Origin of the sequence: Aureimonas pseudogalii (assembly GCF_014196835.1) — a bacterium.
Taxonomy (GTDB): Bacteria; Pseudomonadota; Alphaproteobacteria; order Rhizobiales; family Rhizobiaceae; genus Aureimonas; species Aureimonas pseudogalii.
Window position 1 is genome coordinate 530,565 of record NZ_JACIEK010000001.1, and the last position, 16,064, is coordinate 546,628.

Annotated in this window: 14 protein-coding genes; 5 read left to right on the forward strand and 9 right to left on the reverse strand. The window is 67.8% G+C overall.

What is annotated here, in order from left to right; genetic code table 11:
• Positions 1–212: 212 nt before the first annotated feature.
• On the reverse strand, positions 213–392 hold the full coding sequence (locus GGR04_RS02495; protein WP_183197500.1) for a hypothetical protein: 180 nt from the start codon (positions 390–392) through the stop codon (positions 213–215).
• A gap of 508 nt (positions 393–900) precedes the next feature.
• A complete protein-coding gene (locus GGR04_RS02500) occupies positions 901–3,219 on the reverse strand; it encodes a M10 family metallopeptidase C-terminal domain-containing protein (protein ID WP_183197502.1) in 2,319 nt (772 codons plus the stop codon).
• A gap of 394 nt (positions 3,220–3,613) precedes the next feature.
• Between GGR04_RS02500 and arfA the strand changes: the two genes are divergently transcribed.
• From arfA to GGR04_RS02525, 5 genes are all read left to right on the forward strand, one after another.
• A complete protein-coding gene (gene arfA / locus GGR04_RS02505; protein WP_183197503.1) occupies positions 3,614–5,119 on the forward strand; it encodes an arabinosylfuranosidase ArfA in 1,506 nt (501 codons plus the stop codon).
• A 10-nt stretch (positions 5,120–5,129) separates the two neighbouring features.
• Positions 5,130–6,206, forward strand: coding sequence for an ABC transporter ATP-binding protein (locus GGR04_RS02510; protein WP_183197506.1), 1,077 nt, complete (start codon positions 5,130–5,132; stop codon positions 6,204–6,206).
• A 75-nt stretch (positions 6,207–6,281) separates the two neighbouring features.
• Positions 6,282–7,559 (forward strand): extracellular solute-binding protein, encoded by a 1,278-nt coding sequence (locus GGR04_RS02515; protein ID WP_183197509.1) that lies wholly within the window; start codon positions 6,282–6,284, stop codon positions 7,557–7,559.
• Positions 7,560–7,642: 83 nt separating this feature from the next.
• Positions 7,643–8,521: a carbohydrate ABC transporter permease gene (locus GGR04_RS02520; RefSeq protein WP_376769822.1), complete on the forward strand. Its 879-nt coding sequence runs from the start codon at positions 7,643–7,645 to the stop codon at positions 8,519–8,521.
• Positions 8,518–9,345: a carbohydrate ABC transporter permease gene (locus GGR04_RS02525; RefSeq protein WP_183197512.1), complete on the forward strand. Its 828-nt coding sequence runs from the start codon at positions 8,518–8,520 to the stop codon at positions 9,343–9,345. The genes GGR04_RS02520 and GGR04_RS02525 overlap by 4 nt, the downstream gene beginning before the upstream one ends.
• On the opposite strand, the gene GGR04_RS02530 is transcribed toward GGR04_RS02525, so the two are convergent.
• The 7 genes from GGR04_RS02530 to GGR04_RS24215 form a co-directional block, all read right to left on the reverse strand.
• A complete protein-coding gene (locus tag GGR04_RS02530; RefSeq protein ID WP_183197514.1) occupies positions 9,317–10,096 on the reverse strand; it encodes a FadR/GntR family transcriptional regulator in 780 nt (259 codons plus the stop codon). The genes GGR04_RS02525 and GGR04_RS02530 overlap by 29 nt on opposite strands.
• Before the next feature lie 127 nt (positions 10,097–10,223).
• A complete protein-coding gene (locus GGR04_RS02535; RefSeq protein ID WP_183197516.1) occupies positions 10,224–11,510 on the reverse strand; it encodes a D-tagatose-bisphosphate aldolase, class II, non-catalytic subunit in 1,287 nt (428 codons plus the stop codon).
• Entirely contained in the window at positions 11,507–12,499 is a 993-nt protein-coding gene (locus GGR04_RS02540; RefSeq protein WP_246392637.1) for a tagatose kinase, read from the reverse strand. Before GGR04_RS02540 ends, GGR04_RS02535 begins: the two co-directional genes overlap by 4 nt.
• Positions 12,496–13,506 (reverse strand): LacI family DNA-binding transcriptional regulator, encoded by a 1,011-nt coding sequence (locus tag GGR04_RS02545; RefSeq protein WP_183198993.1) that lies wholly within the window; start codon positions 13,504–13,506, stop codon positions 12,496–12,498. Before GGR04_RS02545 ends, GGR04_RS02540 begins: the two co-directional genes overlap by 4 nt.
• A gap of 108 nt (positions 13,507–13,614) precedes the next feature.
• Positions 13,615–14,385, reverse strand: a complete 771-nt coding sequence (locus GGR04_RS02550) for an L-iditol 2-dehydrogenase (RefSeq protein ID WP_183197520.1) — start codon at positions 14,383–14,385, stop codon at positions 13,615–13,617.
• A gap of 314 nt (positions 14,386–14,699) precedes the next feature.
• The gene (locus GGR04_RS02555; protein ID WP_183197522.1) at positions 14,700–15,359 is read right to left on the reverse strand and encodes an HAD family hydrolase; all 660 of its coding nucleotides are present in this window, start codon (positions 15,357–15,359) and stop codon (positions 14,700–14,702) included.
• 505 nt (positions 15,360–15,864) lie between these two features.
• The gene (locus GGR04_RS24215) at positions 15,865–15,987 is read right to left on the reverse strand and encodes a hypothetical protein (protein ID WP_281383019.1); all 123 of its coding nucleotides are present in this window, start codon (positions 15,985–15,987) and stop codon (positions 15,865–15,867) included.
• Positions 15,988–16,064: the final 77 nt, after the last annotated feature.

Sequence of the window (16,064 nt, forward strand, 5' to 3'; positions counted from 1 at the left end):
GTCCGGTCCAGCCACCGGCGCACCGTGTTGGGGCGGCGCACTGACCGGCGGAGAGCCCGACGCCGGATGGGTTGGCAGCACTTGGCGGATACCGGCAGACGCCCGACCTCGTCACGTCCGCTACACGAGAGAAATGGCGGACCGGCGTGAGCGCGCGGGTGCACCGGCCCTTCGCGAGGCGAGCGGGGCGACACGCCCTGCGCCATCGGCCATCACGCCGGCCTCGCCGCCATCGCCGGCACGAGACCGGCCGAGCGCTTCACCGCCATCTCCAGCCCCTCCCGCAGCCCGCCTTCGACCGACGCCTTTCGATGGGCGGGGATGTCGATACCGCCGAGAACGATGGGCCGAGCCCGATGCCGTTCTCCAAGACCCGAGGTCGGCAATCTCACTCCAGACGCCGAGCCTCGAGATCACGACAGATCGACGCGAAACGACCATGCGGCCGCAGGGAAGACGATGTCGGGGCAACGCGCCGGCCTCCGAACGTCATGCTCACACCCGTCCGCGGGTCCTGACGCGGATCGTCCCGACAGGGGATAGACGGGTTCGGGGAAAGGCAGCGCCGAAGCGCGGAGCCAAGCCGGGCGACGTCGTCTGCTCCCGGCTTGAAGCACGGACACGGTGCGAGCGCCGCGACCGGCGCGTCCCGTCGGCAACATGCGAGACGACCTCGGCACCCGAGGGATGAAACGTCGGCGACGCGGGCTCCGCCGCCGATCCGACGACGACTCGCGGCAGCGGGAGGAAACCGATCGGTTCCCTCCCGCTGCCGTTCGTTCAATGGCGTTGCAAGCAACGGGCGACGCCGCTTCTCGTGTCCCGCCCTCGTCCGTCACCCCGCATCGCGATGCGTCAGCCCCTGCCGAAACCATTCGGCCCGCGGTGCGAACACCGCGCTCAGAGCAGGAAGTCGGCTGCGGCCAGCGTCTGCACGCCGTTCAGAGCGATGACGAAATCAGCCACCCTGTTGCCGTCGAGGTCTGCCTCGACGAAGGTCGAGCCGTTGGCCTGCGCGAAGCGGATGTCGCCGATCGCGCCGGTGAAGGCGGCCTTCCCGACGAAGTGGAGGTCGATCGTGCCGCCGCGGTCGATCTCGCTGAGGTCGATGACGTCGCCCTTCTGGAAGTCGGTGATCCGGTCGGCCGCCATCCGTGTCGAGCCCGTGTCGCCGTTGCGGAAGATGAAGACGTCCCTGCCCGCGCCGCCGGTCAGTTCGTCGATGCCGGCGCCGCCGGTCAGGCGGTCGTTTCCGCCGTCGCCGATCAGGCGATCGTTTCCGCCGTCGCCGATGAGAATGTCGTTTCCGGCATAGCCCCGCAGAACGTTGGCCGCCGAGTTGCCGACGAGGATGTTGGCCAGTTCGTTGCCCGTTCCCTCGATGTCGGCGCTGCCGACGAGATAGAGGTTTTCGATATTGGCGCCCAGCCGGAACGAGACCGAGCTTTCCACGTGATCGGTTCCCTCGGCGGCGCGCTCGGTCACCGCGTCGCGGACGTTGTCGACGACGTAATAGTCGTCGCCGCGCCCGCCCACGAGGCGATCGACGCCGCCGCCGCCATTCAGCCAGTCGTTGCCGTCGCCGCCGGTCAGCACGTTCGCCGCATCGTTGCCGAAGAGGGCGTTGTCGCGATCGTTTCCGGTGCCGGAAATCGCGCCCGTGCCGGTCAGCCGCAGGTTCTCGAAATCGGCGCTCAGCGTGAAGCTGATCGAGGATTCCACGACGTCGAACCCGCCGTCGGCCTCCTCCACCAGCACGTCACCTCGGTTGTCGACGATGAAGACGTCGTCGCCCGCGCCGCCGATCATCGTGTCCGCGCCGGCGCCGCCGTCGAGCCGGTCGTTGCCGTCGCCGCCGTCCAGATGATCCCGGCCGATATTGCCAATCAGGCTATCGTGCCCGCCGAGCCCTTCGAGACGCCAGTCCGCGCCGCTCGTCGCCACCAGCGTCTCGCCATCGTCGGTTCCGATCAGCGTGTCGGCCGGTGGATTGGGCTCGGTTCCGGTCGGCGAGAAGACGCGCCCGACGAGATCGTAGGTGCCGTCCGAGAAGATCGCGGTCTCGACGGTCTCCAGCCGGTCGACGCCCTCTCCCGTGATCACCGTCACGTCGCCCTCCAGCCGAAGGGTGTAGCTGGAAAAGGCGTTGCGATAGATGGCGGTGTCGGAGCCCGCTCCGCCGACGAGCGTGTCGTCCCCCTCTCCGCCGTCGAGGCGGTCGTTTCCACCGTTGCCGCGCAGGACGTCGTTTCCGGCCAGCCCCGTGAGCGTGTTGGCGACGTCGTTTCCGACGAGGATGTCGTCGCCGACATTGCCCTTGGCGTTCTCGATCGTGACGCCGTTGGCGATGGTGAAGCCGCCGGTCAGCGGTTCGGAGGTGGAGATCCAGCCGCCGCCGCCGATCTCGTCCTTCAGCGTCGCGGCGCGCAGGTCGATCTTGGCCCGGCTCGTCCCCTCATATTCGATCGTGTCGGAGCCGCCCGTGTCCCAGATCGTCGAATAGCCCTTGTTGAAATCGACGTCGTCGCTGAAGCGGTAGACGTCGTTGCCGGTGTTGTAGGCGCGCGCCCCGTAGAGATGCTGGAGGGCGGCGATGTCGATGGCGCCGAAGGAGCCGGGCTGGGCATTCACCTGCGTGCCGAAGTCCACGGCGTCGGTGAAGGGGTTGTCCTCCGACAGGAAGGAGGACGTGTAGCCCATGACCGTGTTGATCTGCGAGTTGAGATAGGTCGCGCCCTGGTCGCCCGGCTCGACGACGCCCGGAAGCTTGGGAAACAGTCCCTCCTCGGCGTCGTGGGTGTGCTTCAGCCCGAGGGCGTGGCCGAACTCGTGGAACCAGGTGACCGAATAGGTGCCGAGCCGCACCACCGCCGCGGCTCCCGCGACGTCGGGATTGATCCCGACCGCGGTCTCGACGTCGCGCACCCCGAACACCGGCACGCCGGACTCGCCGCCGCCGCCTTCATCCAGTCGGAAGTTGATGTTGCCGAGCCCGGAGACTTCCTGAAATTTCAGCTTGGTGAAGGTTTCGACGTTCGAGTTGATCTCGCGGTAGAACGATTTCCAGTCTCCCTCGTCGAAATCGCTGACGCCGTTCTTGTTCATGTCACCATGCTTGAAGCTATAGGTGATGGTCGGGCCGGACCATGCACCTCCCAGCATCAGTCCGTCGACGACGGCATTTCCAGAAAGGGGAGCACTCTTCGCGGCGTCAGGCATAGCATATCCTCGGTATCAGATGATCTTCGAGACCAACAATAGCGGCTCTCGATGGAAATGAATGCTGCATCGAAGCGGAATTAACCAGTTCCGTTGCATGTAATGAATGAATTATTAAGAAAAGTTATTTGTTTTGATTGCTATAAGTTTGGAATGCTTTGGATATATTATAGCGGACTTACCACCCGGCCGATGCCCTCTCCCCGAACCGGGTGAGGCAGATTTTCAGCTCACGCAGGAACCCGGAAACATCACGCCGAAGAGCCGGCAGACGTTCGACCCACGCCCGACCCACCGCAGCGCGCCCGTGGAACGCGGCGTCGCTCGCCTCACATCGCGGCTTGACAGGACGCTGCCGCTTCGCCTTATTTGTCCGACAAATCGAGGGTTCACGATGCAGGTCAGCGCAGTCATCCACCGGGGTTTCGCCATCGCCGAGATCGACGACAGGCTCTATTCCGCCTTCATCGAGCACATGGGCCGCGCCATCTATTCCGGGATCTACGAGCCCGGGCACCCGGAGGCGGACGCCAACGGCTTCCGGCGCGACGTGATGCGCTTCGTGAAGGATCTGCAGATTCCCGCGATCCGCTATCCCGGCGGCAACTTCGTCTCGGCCTATCGCTGGGAAGACGGCATCGGCCCGAAGGAAGACCGCCCGGTGCGGCTGGATCTCGCCTGGCGCTCGAAGGAGACGAACCAGGTCGGGCTCAACGAGTTCGCGGTCTGGGCCAAGGACGCCGGGATCGAGATGATGCTGGCGCTGAACCTCGGCTCGCGCGGGCTGGAGGACGCGCGCAACTACGTCGAATACGTGAACCACCCGTCGGGCACGTTCTGGTCGGACCTGCGCCGCAGCCACGGCGTCGCCGACCCCTACGCCGTCACCATGTGGTGCCTCGGCAACGAGTTGGACGGCCCCTGGCAGATCGGCCACAAGGAGGCCAAGGAATACGGGCGCCTCGCCGACGAGACGGCCAAGGCGCTCCGCGCGCTCACGCCGAAGGCCGAGATGATCGTCTGCGGCTCCTCCAACGACGAGATGCCGACATACCCGGACTGGGAGCGCGAGGTTCTCGAGGAGTGCTACGAGAACGTCGACTACATCTCCCTGCACAAGTATTTCGGCAATTCGAGCCACGACACGCTGAACTTCTTCGGCAAGGTCGAGGAGACCGGCCGCTACATCCAGGCGATCGGCGGCGTCATCGACTTCGTGAAGGCGAAGAAACGGGCGAAGAACGACGTCCACATCTGCTTCGACGAGTGGAACGTCTGGTATCACAAGCGCGAGGACGACAGCCGTCGCTGGCGCTCGTGGGACTGGCCGGAGGCGCCGGACCTTCTGGAGGAGGACTACAATTTCGAGGACGCGCTCTTCGTCGGCTGCCTCCTCAACGAGTTCATCCGCCGCTCCGACCGCGTGCGCATCGCCTGCATCGCGCAGCTCGTCAACGTCATCGCGCCGATCCGGGCCGAAAAGAACGGCCCGGCCTGGCGTCAGACGATCTACTGGCCCTATCAGTTCGCCTCGCTCTACGGCCGGGGACGGGCCCTGCGCGTCGCCGTCGACGGCCCGACCTACGACTGCCAGGTGGCCCACGACGTGCCCTATCTCGACGTCGCGGCCATCGAGAACGCGGGCGGCACGGTGACGATCTTCGCCATCAACCGCCACCTCACCGAAACGCTCGACCTCGACTGCCATCTCGGCGGCTTCGGCGGCCTTCGCGTCGCCGAACATCGGACGATGGCCGGCTACGGTCTTCGCGAGACGAACGGGCCGACGGCGCCGGACGCCGTGGTGCCGACGACGGGAACCGGCGTCGCGATGGACGGGGATCGCCTGCGGGGCAAGCTCGCGCCGCTGTCCTACCACATGATCCGTCTGTCGGTCTGAGGCCGCGATCATGTCGGGCGTCAAACTCACGAACGTGCGCAAGTCCTTCGGCTCGGCGGAGGTGATCCGGGGCGTGTCGCTGGAGGTGCCGAAGGGCAGCTTCGGCGTCTTCGTCGGCCCGTCCGGCTGCGGCAAGTCCACGCTTCTGCGGATGATCGCGGGGCTGGAGGACACGAGCGGCGGCACGATCGAGATCGGCGGGCGCGACGTCACCTCCGTGGAGCCCGCCAAGCGCGGCGTCGCGATGGTGTTCCAGTCCTATGCGCTCTATCCCCATCTCAGCGTCTACGAGAACATGGCCTTCTCGCTGCGGCTGGCACGGGCGAAGCGGGCGGTGGTCGAGGAGAAGGTGCGCGAAGCCTCGCGCATCCTGCGGCTCGACGAGCACCTGCAGAAGAAGCCCGGGCAGCTCTCCGGCGGCCAGCGCCAGCGCGTCGCCATCGGCCGCGCCATCGTACGCCAGCCCGAAGTCTTCCTGTTCGACGAGCCGCTGTCCAATCTCGACGCCGAGCTGCGCGTCCAGATGCGGCTGGAGCTGACGCGCCTCCACCGCCAGATCGGCGCCACCATGATCTACGTCACGCACGACCAGGTGGAGGCGATGACGCTCGCCGACGACATCTTCGTGCTGAAGAACGGCGAGCTGCAGCAGGCCGGCCGCCCGCTCCACCTCTACGACAATCCGGCGAACCGCTTCGTCGGGGGCTTCATCGGGTCGCCCGCGATGAACTTCGTGGAGGCGAACGTTCTCTCGACGCAGGGCGGGCGCACGCGCGTCCGGGTCGAGGGCGAGACGCAGGAATTCAACCTTCCCATGGCCTCGCAGGCCGCCGGCAGCGGGGCGCGGGTCGTGCTCGGGCTGCGGCCCGAGAAGCTCCGGCTGGCCGAGGAGGGCATGCCCGTCACGATCGAGATGATCGAGGAACTGGGCGGCGTCTCCTACCTCCATGCCCGCACCGCGGGGGGCGGCGACATGGTGATCGAGCGTCGCGGCAGCCGCGAGGGCATGGAAGGCCGGCGCGTCTTCGTGACCGCCGACGGCGAGGACATCCTCGTCTTCTCGCAAGGGGGCGAGCGCCTGCACTGACGATCCGATCGAGATTCAAGGGACCCGCGATGGTGGAGGCCATGCGGTCCGCACAACGACAAGGGAGGAATGACGATGCGTAAACTGAAGGTGCTGCTCGCCGCATCCATGACGATGCTGGCGATCCTGCCGGCGCAGGCGGCCGAGACCGTCGCGCTCTGGGACTTCTTCGTGGGGGGCGACGGCGTGCGCATGAAGGCGCTGCTGGCGGACTTCAACAAGGAGCATCCCGACATCAAGATCGAGGCGACCTCGCTCGAATGGGGCGTTCCCTTCTACACCAAGGTCCGCACCTCGGCCGCGGTCGGCCAGGGACCGGACGTCATGAGCTACCACCTCTCGCGCCTGCCGCTGGCGTTGACCGAGAAGGTGCTGACGGAGGTGACGCCGGACGATCTGGCGGCGGCCGGGCTGAAGAAGGAGGACTTCTTCCCGAACGCTCTGGAGGCCGCAAGCGACGGCGGCAAGCTCTACGCGGTGCCCTTCGACATCCATTCGGTGGTTCTCTACTACAACAAGACCTACCTGAAGGGCACCGAGTTCCTCGATGCGAACGGCAATCTCACGGGGATCACCGACCTCGCCAGCTTCGAGAAGGCGATGGCCGCCGCCAAGGAAAAGGGCTCGGCGACGCCGCTGACCTATGCGACGGGCGACGACGGCGGCGTGTTCCGCGTCTTCTACACCCTGCTGGCGCAGCAGGGCGGCGAGTTGATCACCAACGGCAACGAGGTGCTGACCGGCGACAACGAGGCCAAGGCCACGAAGGCCGTCGAGACCATGACGCGCTGGCACGAGCAGGGCTGGCAGCCCGAGCAGGCGCTCTACCCCGCCTCCGTCGCGCTCTTCACCTCCGGCCAGTCCGCCTTCAGCATCAACGGCGTCTGGGAGGTGCCGACGATGAAGGACCTGCAGGCCACCGGTCGCCTCGGCTTCGAATGGGGTGCGGTGGAGGTGCCCAACATCATGGGCCAGCAGGCGACCTGGGCCGACAGCCACGCCTTCGCGATTCCCGTTCAGGGCGACAGGACGATGAGCCCGGAGAAGCGCAAGGCGGTGATGACCTTCATCGGCTGGATGGAGAAGAACTCCCTCCGCTGGGCCGAGGCCGGCCATATCCCGGCCTACAAGCCGGTGGCCGAGAGCGCCGAGTACAAGGCGATGCAGCCGAACGCCACCTACGCGCCGCTGGCCGAGACCGCCGTCTACGATCCGCGCTCGAAGATCGCCGGCGTCGCCTCTCCCGTCTACGACGCAGCCGTCAACATCATCTCCCCCGCGATCCACGGCTACATGCCCGCGGCCGATGCGGTGGCGCAGATGAAGAGCGATCTCCAGGGGCTTCTGAACTGAGGCCACGCCATTCCTGGCCGGGCGGCGGATCGACCGCCGCCCGGCTTTCGTGCAGGCTCGATCGAGGAGAAACCACCATGGCGATGCTGCAGAACCGCCGAAAGCATGTCCTGACGGCCTACACGCTGGTGCTGCCGTTCATCGCGATCTTTTGTCTGGTCTTCCTCTACCCCGCCTTCCGCATCGCCCAGCTCAGCCTCACCGATTCCACCCTGATCGGCGACGGCGCCTTCGTCGGTCTCGACAATTTCCGCAAGCTCCTGGGCGACCGCCTGTTCTGGACGTCGCTGAAGAACAACGGCTACTTCCTGGCTCTCACCGTCGTTCCGACGACGCTCATCGCGCTCGGCATCGCGCTGATGGTCAACCGCCTGTCGGGTCGGCTCCAGGCCTTGATCCTGGCGCTGTTCTTCCTGCCCTACGTGCTGCCGGTCTCGGTGGTGACCACCATCTGGCTCTGGCTGCTCGACCAGCAGTTCGGCGTTCTCCAGAACGTCATCACCTTCTTCACCGGGCGCCCGATCCCCGTCTTCAAGCATCCGGTCTGGGTCATGCCGGCCATCGCCGTCGTCACCATCTGGTGGACCAACGGGTTCAACGTGCTGCTCTTCCTGGCGGGGCTACGCAACATTCCGCAGGATCTCTACGAGGCGTCCGCGCTCGACGGCGCGACGCGGCGCCAGCAGTTCCGCCGCGTGACCTGGCCGCTCCTCTGGCCCGTCACCGGGCTCGTGCTCACGTTGCAGCTGATCCTGCAGCTCAAGCTCTTCGACCAAGTCTATCTCCTCTCGGAGGGCGGCCCGTTCAACTCGTCCTACGTGCTTCTGATGATGGTCTACCGCGCGGCGTTCCAGCTGAACCAGGGCGGCTACGCCTCGGCCATCGCCCTCGTTCTCTTCGTCCTCATCATGGGCCTGTCGGTCCTCCAGTTCCAACTGCTGCGCATCGGAGGCCGTCGATGAGAAGCGCCCGCGTCGCCAACGGCCTCCTGACGGTGCTCGCCCTCATCGCGGGCGCAGTCTGGTTCTTCCCGATCTACTGGGCGATCGTCACCTCGCTGCGCTCCGAGGACAGGGTGGTGAGCGCCGGGGCCGGCGTGCTCCCCGACGAGTTCAACCTCGCGTCCTATTCGAACGCGATCTTCAACACGCGCCTGACGACCTGGTACCTCAACTCGGTCGGCACCTCGCTCATCATCACGGCGGTGGTGATCGTCACCGGCATGATGTGCGCCTACGCCCTGTCGCAGATGCGCTTTCCCGGACGGCGCATCCTCTACGGCGTGGTGCTGGCGAGCTTCATGATCCCGGCGCAGGCGCTGGTGGTCTCGCAGTTCATCCTGATGAGCCAGCTCGGCTTGATCAACACCTGGGCCGGCATCATCCTGCCGCAGCTCGTCGTGCCGATCGTCATCATCGTCTACAAGCAGTTCTTCGATGCCGTGCCGAAGGAGATGAAGGAGGCCGTGGTCCTCGACGGCGGCGGCGACTATACCCTGCTCTGGCGGGTCTATATGCCCCTGAACTGGGGAATCACGACGGCGCTTGCGATCATCACCTTCATCACGTCGTGGAACGCGTTTCTCTGGCCGTTCCTCGTGGAGACCAGCGAGAGCATGATGACGATCCCGGTCGGCATCACGCAGGTCAACGATTCCTTCGGCGTCGTCTACGCGCGGCTGATGGCGATCGCGCTTCTGGCCGCCGCGCCCGTCGCCCTCGCCTATCTCGTCTTCCAGAAGCGGGTGACGGAGGCGATCATGATTTCTTCCGGCGTGAAGGGGTGAGACGCGGCAGCGCGAGATCGGCAACCGTCGTGCCCGAACTGTCGAGAAGCGCGGTGTCGACGAGTTCGGCCATCAGGCGCCGTGCGCCCTTGGCGTCGCGCGCCTCGATCCGCTCGAACACGGCGGCGTGCTCGTCGATCGGGTTGCGCGTGTGCGGATTGGGCATGTCGCGGTAGCGGAAGGCGGTGGTGAAGGCGACCGCCGACCGGATGCCGGCCTCGAACGTCACGAGGATCGGGTTCTTCGAGGCCCGCAGGATCGTCTGGTGGAAGCTGGCATCGGCTTGATGCCAGCTGTCCTCGGTGATCTCGCAGGTGCGCATCGCATGAAGCGCCGTACGGAACGCCGCGAGGTCGGCCTCCGTGCGCCGCTCGGCCGCCAGCGCGGCCGACGGCGGCTCCACCATCGCCCGCAACTCGTAGAGCGCGCGGATGAACCAGTCCGGCGGGGTACCGGTCTCGAAGAACCAGCGCAGGACGTCTGGGTCGAGCAGCGACCAGCCTTCGCGCGGGGCGACCCGCGTTCCCGTCCGCGTGCGCCTCACCAGCAGCCCCTTGGACGCGAGCTGTCCCAGAGCCTCCCGATAGGTGCCCCGCGCGACGCTCGCCTGGACATAGAAGTCGAGCTCCTTGGGAACGGCCTCGCCCACCGCCAGCTCGCCCGAGACGATGCGCCGGCCCAGCCATTCCGCGATCGAGCCGTGGATCCGCCGCTCCGATCGGGTCGAGAAGTTCAGTTCCGCTTCCGGCATTCTCTTCATCGTCCGGGAGCGGACGCCTTTACGTGTATGGCCCTTATCAAACGGCGAACGACACCCGCTTGGCAAGGCGACGTCGCTTCCTCCGGGCTCCGAGTCGCGTCGTCCGCTTTCAAGCGGATCAGCGCCCCGTCGCTTCGGCGTAGATGTCGAGAACTCGGCGGACGCTGCCGAGAAGCAGGGCTCGGGCGGTCGGCTCCACCGAACCGTCCTCCACCATCGGGTAGAGCTGGCCGAGATGCCGGCTGACGAGCGGGCGCGGGATCTCGCGCTCGCCGAGCCGCGCGAGGAGGCGCTCCACCGCCGCGCTCGCCTCCGGCTCGGGCCAGTAGTAGCGGATGCGATCGCTGAAGGAGTAGTGCCGCTCGATGCGCTGCTCGGCGTCGCTGCCGGGATAGTATTTCTGCCAGTGGCCGGGCGAGGCCAGCATCACCCGTTCCATCGTCTCGGGCAGCGTTTCGCTCGGCACCCCGGGATCGAGGAGATCGGCGATGTCGGAGAGGCCATAGAGCGCCTCGCGCAGCGCGAAGGTCAGCCACGGCCCGACCTTGAGGATCACGAAGCCGTCCGCCACCAGCGCCTTCAGGGCGGCCGCGGGCTGGTAGTCGGTGGAATGGGCCTCGAAGACGAAGCCGGGCATGTCGCGCAGCGTCGCGGAGAGCGCCGCGGCCTCAGCGGGATCGAACACCACGATCTCGGCATTGCCGAACTCGACGCCGGGCTGCACCACGGCCGCGATCGCCCGCCCGAAGGCGGCCTCCAGCCCGAGTGCGGCGAAGGCGTCGCGATGCACCTCGATCGTGCGCCGCGCCGCCTCCGGGCGGGTCACCTCGATATGGTCGAGCGCCTCGAGCGCGCCGCCGGGCACCGGCACCTCGGTTCCCACCACGTAGACCGGCAGCGCACTGCCACCGCGTGCCGCGGCCGCCTCGGCCGCCTTCGCCAGCCGCGCGGCACGCTCGGCGACGACGGCGTCCGGCAGCGCGGCGGGCTCGCCGGCGCAGCCCATCGAGGTGTCGAGATGCAGCTTGGTGAAGCCGGCTTCAGTGAAGGCCTCGATCATCGTCTCGGCCTTGCGCATCGCCGCCTCGGCCGACAGCGCCTTCCAGGGATTGGGCCCGAGATGGTCGCCGCCGAGCACCAGCCGATCGAGCGGGAAGCCGACCTCAGCGGCGATGCGCTCGACGAAGCCGCGGAAGTCGGCCGGGTTCATGCCGGTGTAGCCGCCGTCCTGGTTCACCTGGTTGCAGGTCGCCTCGATCAGCACGTCGCTGCCGCGCTCCGCGCCGTGGCGCAGCGCCGCCTCGATCACGAGCGGATGCGCCGAGCAGACGGAGCAGATGCCCGTCGCCTCGCCGGCGGCGTAGCGCCGGGCGATGGCGGCGAAGCGTTCGGTGGCGTTGGTCATCGCGTCGTCTCCTGCTGCGCCGCCAGGAAGCGGCGGACGGCCTCGGCAGTTCCCGTGCCCTCCATCGGCCCCTTCGTGCCCACCGCCAGGGCGCCGCAGGCATTGGCCTGCCGCAGCGCCTCGCGCGGCGCCGCGCCGCCAAGCCAGGCGCAGACGAAGCCGGCGCCGAAACAGTCGCCCGCCCCGGTCGGGTCCACTTCCTCCACCGCGAAGGCGGGCATCGACACCGTGCCCTCGCAGTCGTGATAGCTCGCGCCATCCGCGCCCTTCTTCACCACCACGGCCCGCACGCCGCGCGCCAGAAGCTCGGCGACGGCGGCCTCCTCGGTCTGCGCCTGCGTGAACAGGAAGAGCTCCGGCCCGCTCGGCAGGAAGAGGTCGCAGCGTTCCAGAATCTGCGACAGCGCCTCGCGCATGCCCGGCGCCTCCAGCATCTCGGCGCGGATGTTGGGATCGAACGAGACGGTGCCGCCCTGCTGCTTCACCTGTTCGATCCCCGCCGTCACGACGGCGACCACGGCGGGCGAGAAGAGCGAGGAGCCCATCACGTGGAAATGGTCGGCCCGCTCCAGCAGCGCCCGCCCCTCCTTCGTCAGCGCGATGCGGCCCGAGGCGCTCAAGGGAATGTTGAAGACGAAGGCGCGGCTGCCGTCCTCGGCGTAGCGCACGAAGGCGGTGCCGGTCGGCGCGTCCCCGTGGACCGCGATCGCCGAGACGTCGACGCCGCTCGCCCGCAGCCGATCCAAGTTGAGCGTGCCGAAATCGTCGGCCCCGATCGCCGCGATCATGCCGCAGGGCTGGCCGAGCCGCCCGGCCTGGTCGATGAAGATCGCCGGCGCGCCGGAGGGAAACGGCCCCACCAGCGGGCCGGGCGCGCGGAAGGATTGCCCCACCTGCGTCGCCATGATCTCGACGAGGATCTCGCCCGCCGTCACCAGCACCTTGCGTCCCGTGGCATCCATGCCGCCCTCCCCCGTTTCTCGTTTCATGCGGACTCCCGCGCCACCACGCGGGCGCCGAGCAGCACCAAATCCTCGCCCCCTGCCGCGGCCGGCGCCTCTTCGGCGAGGCGCCGCAACAGGATTGCCATCGCTCGCCCCGCGATCTCGTCGTAGTCCTGCGCCACCGTGGTGAGCGGCGGGCAGGCGTAGCGCGACAGCGGGTGATCGTCGTGGCCGGCGATGCGAAGGTCGCAGGCCTCTGCGCGCCCGACCCGGACGCCCGCCTGCCACGCCGCGGCGAGCGCCCCGAAGGCCAGCCGGTCGTTGGCGCAGAGCACCGTCGCGCCGGCGACGCCGCCCGCCGCGATCCATGCCGCGCTCGCCTCGAAGCCGACGCGCTCGAAATCCCAGTCGCGGGCGTTCGGCAAGGGCAGAAGGATCGGCTCGAAGCCGCGCGCGCGCATCGCCGCGTCATAGGCCTCGGCCCGGCTCGCCGCGTTGGCGTTGACGGCGGGCATGGCGAGGAAGCGCGGCGGCGTGCCGGTGTCGCAGAGATGATCCACCATCAGCGCGAAGGAGGCGCGGTTGTCGGTGCCGACGAAGGCCGCCGGGCGGGCGGGCGGCGAATCGACGTAGACGATCGGGATGTCGGTCTGCATCCGCTCCAGCGCCCCGCCGCCTTCGGACCCACCGAGCGGCGCGACGATGATTCCGGCGACGCTCATCGCGGCGAGCGTGCCCACCGCCCGCGCCTCTTCAGTGCGGTCGCCATCCGAGGACAGGACGAAGGCATGGAACCCCGCCTCCGAAGCGATCGCCTGCACCCGCCGGGTCAGCGCGGTGTAGAACGGATCCACGGGATCGGGGATGATGATGCCGACGATGTTGGAGCGCCGGCGCACGAGATTGGCGGCGAGGAGGTTGGGCTGGAAGCCGGACGCCTCCACCGCGAGGGCGATGCGGCGGCGCGTCGTCTCGCGCAGCGACGCGGGATCGTTGAAGAAGCGCGAGACCGTCGGCCGCGACAGGCCGACGAAGGCGGCGAACGCCGCCATGGTGCGCGGCGGCGGCGCGCGCTCCGTCTCGCCTTTTCCCGGCAGGCGCGGCAGCCTGTCGGAGGCCGGGAGGCGGGCTCGCGAACGCACCATGACGCCGGCTCCCGCTCAGCTCATCCAGTTGCCGCCGTCGACATTGTAGGTCTGCGCCAGGATGTAGTCGCTGTCCGCCGAGGCTAGGAACACGGCGAGCCCCGCGATGTCCTCGGGCCGGGCGAAGCGCCCGATCGGCACGGCTTTCGCGACCGCTTCCTTCTTCTCGCCGGGCGCCAGCCCCTCCCACTTGGCGAAGGCCGCGTCGACCTGATCCCAGTGCTCGCCGTCGACGACGCCGGGCGCGATGGCGTTGACCTGGATGCCGTGCTTCACGAGGCCGAGCGCGGCCGACTGCGTCGCCGAGATGATGGCCGCCTTCGAGGCGCAGTAGAGCAGCACCAGCGCCTCGCCCCGGCGCCCGGCCTGGCTCGCCATGTTGATGATCTTGCCGCCGCGCCCGCGCGCGATCATCGCGTTCGACACCGCCTTCATCACGAAGAGCGGCCCGCGCAGATTGACCGAGAACACCCGCTCGTAGCTCTCGGGCGTGATGTCGGTGATCGGCGCCATGTCGAAGATCGCGGCATTGTTGACGAGGATGTCGATGCCGCCCTGGTGCGCGTCCACCTCGGCCACCACCGTCTCGATGGCGGCGAGATCGGTCACGTCGAGGCGCACCGCGCTCGCCGCCGGCCCGATCGCCTCGGCCGCCGCTTGCGCCCGCGCGAGATCGACGTCGGCCAGCACGACGCGCGCCCCCTCGCGCACGAAGGCCTGCGCGAAGCCGAGACCGATGCCGCGGGCGCCGCCCGTCACGAGTGCCGTCTTGCCGTCGAGCTTCATGCGGTTCGTCCTGCAACGGATGGGGCCAAGGCCGCCGGATACCGGCAGCGCGTTCGACAGGGGGAGGCCGGCCGACCCGTCCCGAAGAGCGATCCGGCATCCTGTCCGTCAACTGTTACACGTGTCAAAAACCTCGTCAAGAACGTCGAACGGACGGCGATTTGGTGCAGGACGGCACCGCTTGAGATTTCGATACGTCGCCGAATGCCGGCCTTCGCGCCTGACACCGCAACGATTCCATCTGCGCGACCGGTTCCGGTTCCCGGACTGCCTCTTGCGTCGCCGTGCCCCCCCGCGAGCGGTGTGTTGCAGCGTCAGCCGGCGAGACGTGTGGCGATCTCGGGCCAGCTTCGGGCCACGAAGTCGGCGTCCGCCTCGCGCAGCGCCTCGCCGGCGTCGCCGACGAGATGAGCGCCGCCGAGGAAGCCGAAGGCGGTCATGCCGGCGGCCTTGGCGCCGAGAATGCCGAAGCGCGAATCCTCGATCACCAGACAGCGTGCGGGATCGACGTTCCGCCGCCGTGCGGCATGCAGAAAGAGATCGGGCGCCGGCTTGCCCCGCGCCACGTCATGCGAGGAGAACACCGCGTCGGGCTCGAAGAACCGCGCGAGATCGCACACCGACAGGCTATGGCGGATGCGGGCGTGGTCGGACGAGGAGGCGACGCAGCGCGGCGTCGCCGACGCCTCGAGAAAGGCAACGATGCCGGGCATCGGCTGGAGGTGAGCCGTGAACAGCGCCTGCGTCTGCGTCCAGAAGAGAGGATGGTAGGCCGCGTCGAGCGTCTTGCCCGTGCGCTCTTCGAGACCGCGCAGCATGTCGGCGAACTTCATGCCAACGATCGCGTCCACCATCGCGCCGGTGACCTCGATCCCCGCCTGCCGATACACCGACTGGACGGCGCGGCGCGCCAGAAGCTCGCTGTCCACGAGCACCCCGTCGCAATCGAAGACGATGAGATCGAATGACGCCATGGCTTCTCGTCCTTCCAGCCGACGGGGGAACGCAAAGTCCCGCGACCCCGCTCCCAAACCCCGATGTGCCGCAAGGCCCGATCCGATGAAAGAGGTCGATCGCGATCGTTCTCGGCGGTCGTCAGCGTACCGGATGGGAGCCTGTCGTTCATCGCCCGACGATCGCGCCGGTCCGTCTCTGCCGCAGCGGGCCGCTCGTCACGGCCTCTCCGGTCTTTCGACCATCGAAATCCGATCCGAGCGTCGGAGAGAATACCACTCAGGAGGTCGGCAAGTTTTGGCCGCAGCCGTACCGATGATCATCGGCAACGCAGCGAGGCAGACACCGCACGTGAAGTTTGGGACGCCGCATGCCGGACGACGACCTTCAACCACAGGAATTCTGCCGCTGATCGGCCTCCAGCACGCCGGTTTCAGTCGCGCGGTTGACATGGAGAGGCTTCGACTCGGGACGGCAGAAAACGAAGGCGGGCTCGTCGAACGCGAACAGCGAGCCCGCCCGCCATCAGGGAAAGAAGAGTTTCACCCCGAAGATGGCGACCGCCGCCAGAAGGCTGAGGGCGGTGAGGTTGACGAAGACGGACACGAAGGTCTCGACACGCACGGCGAAGGCTCCCAAAGGTCTCAAGCGACCGTCCCATTCTACAACGGCCCTGTTTCCGCCTTGTTTCGTCCAACGCCGGGTATTTTTCCTCCCGGTCTTTT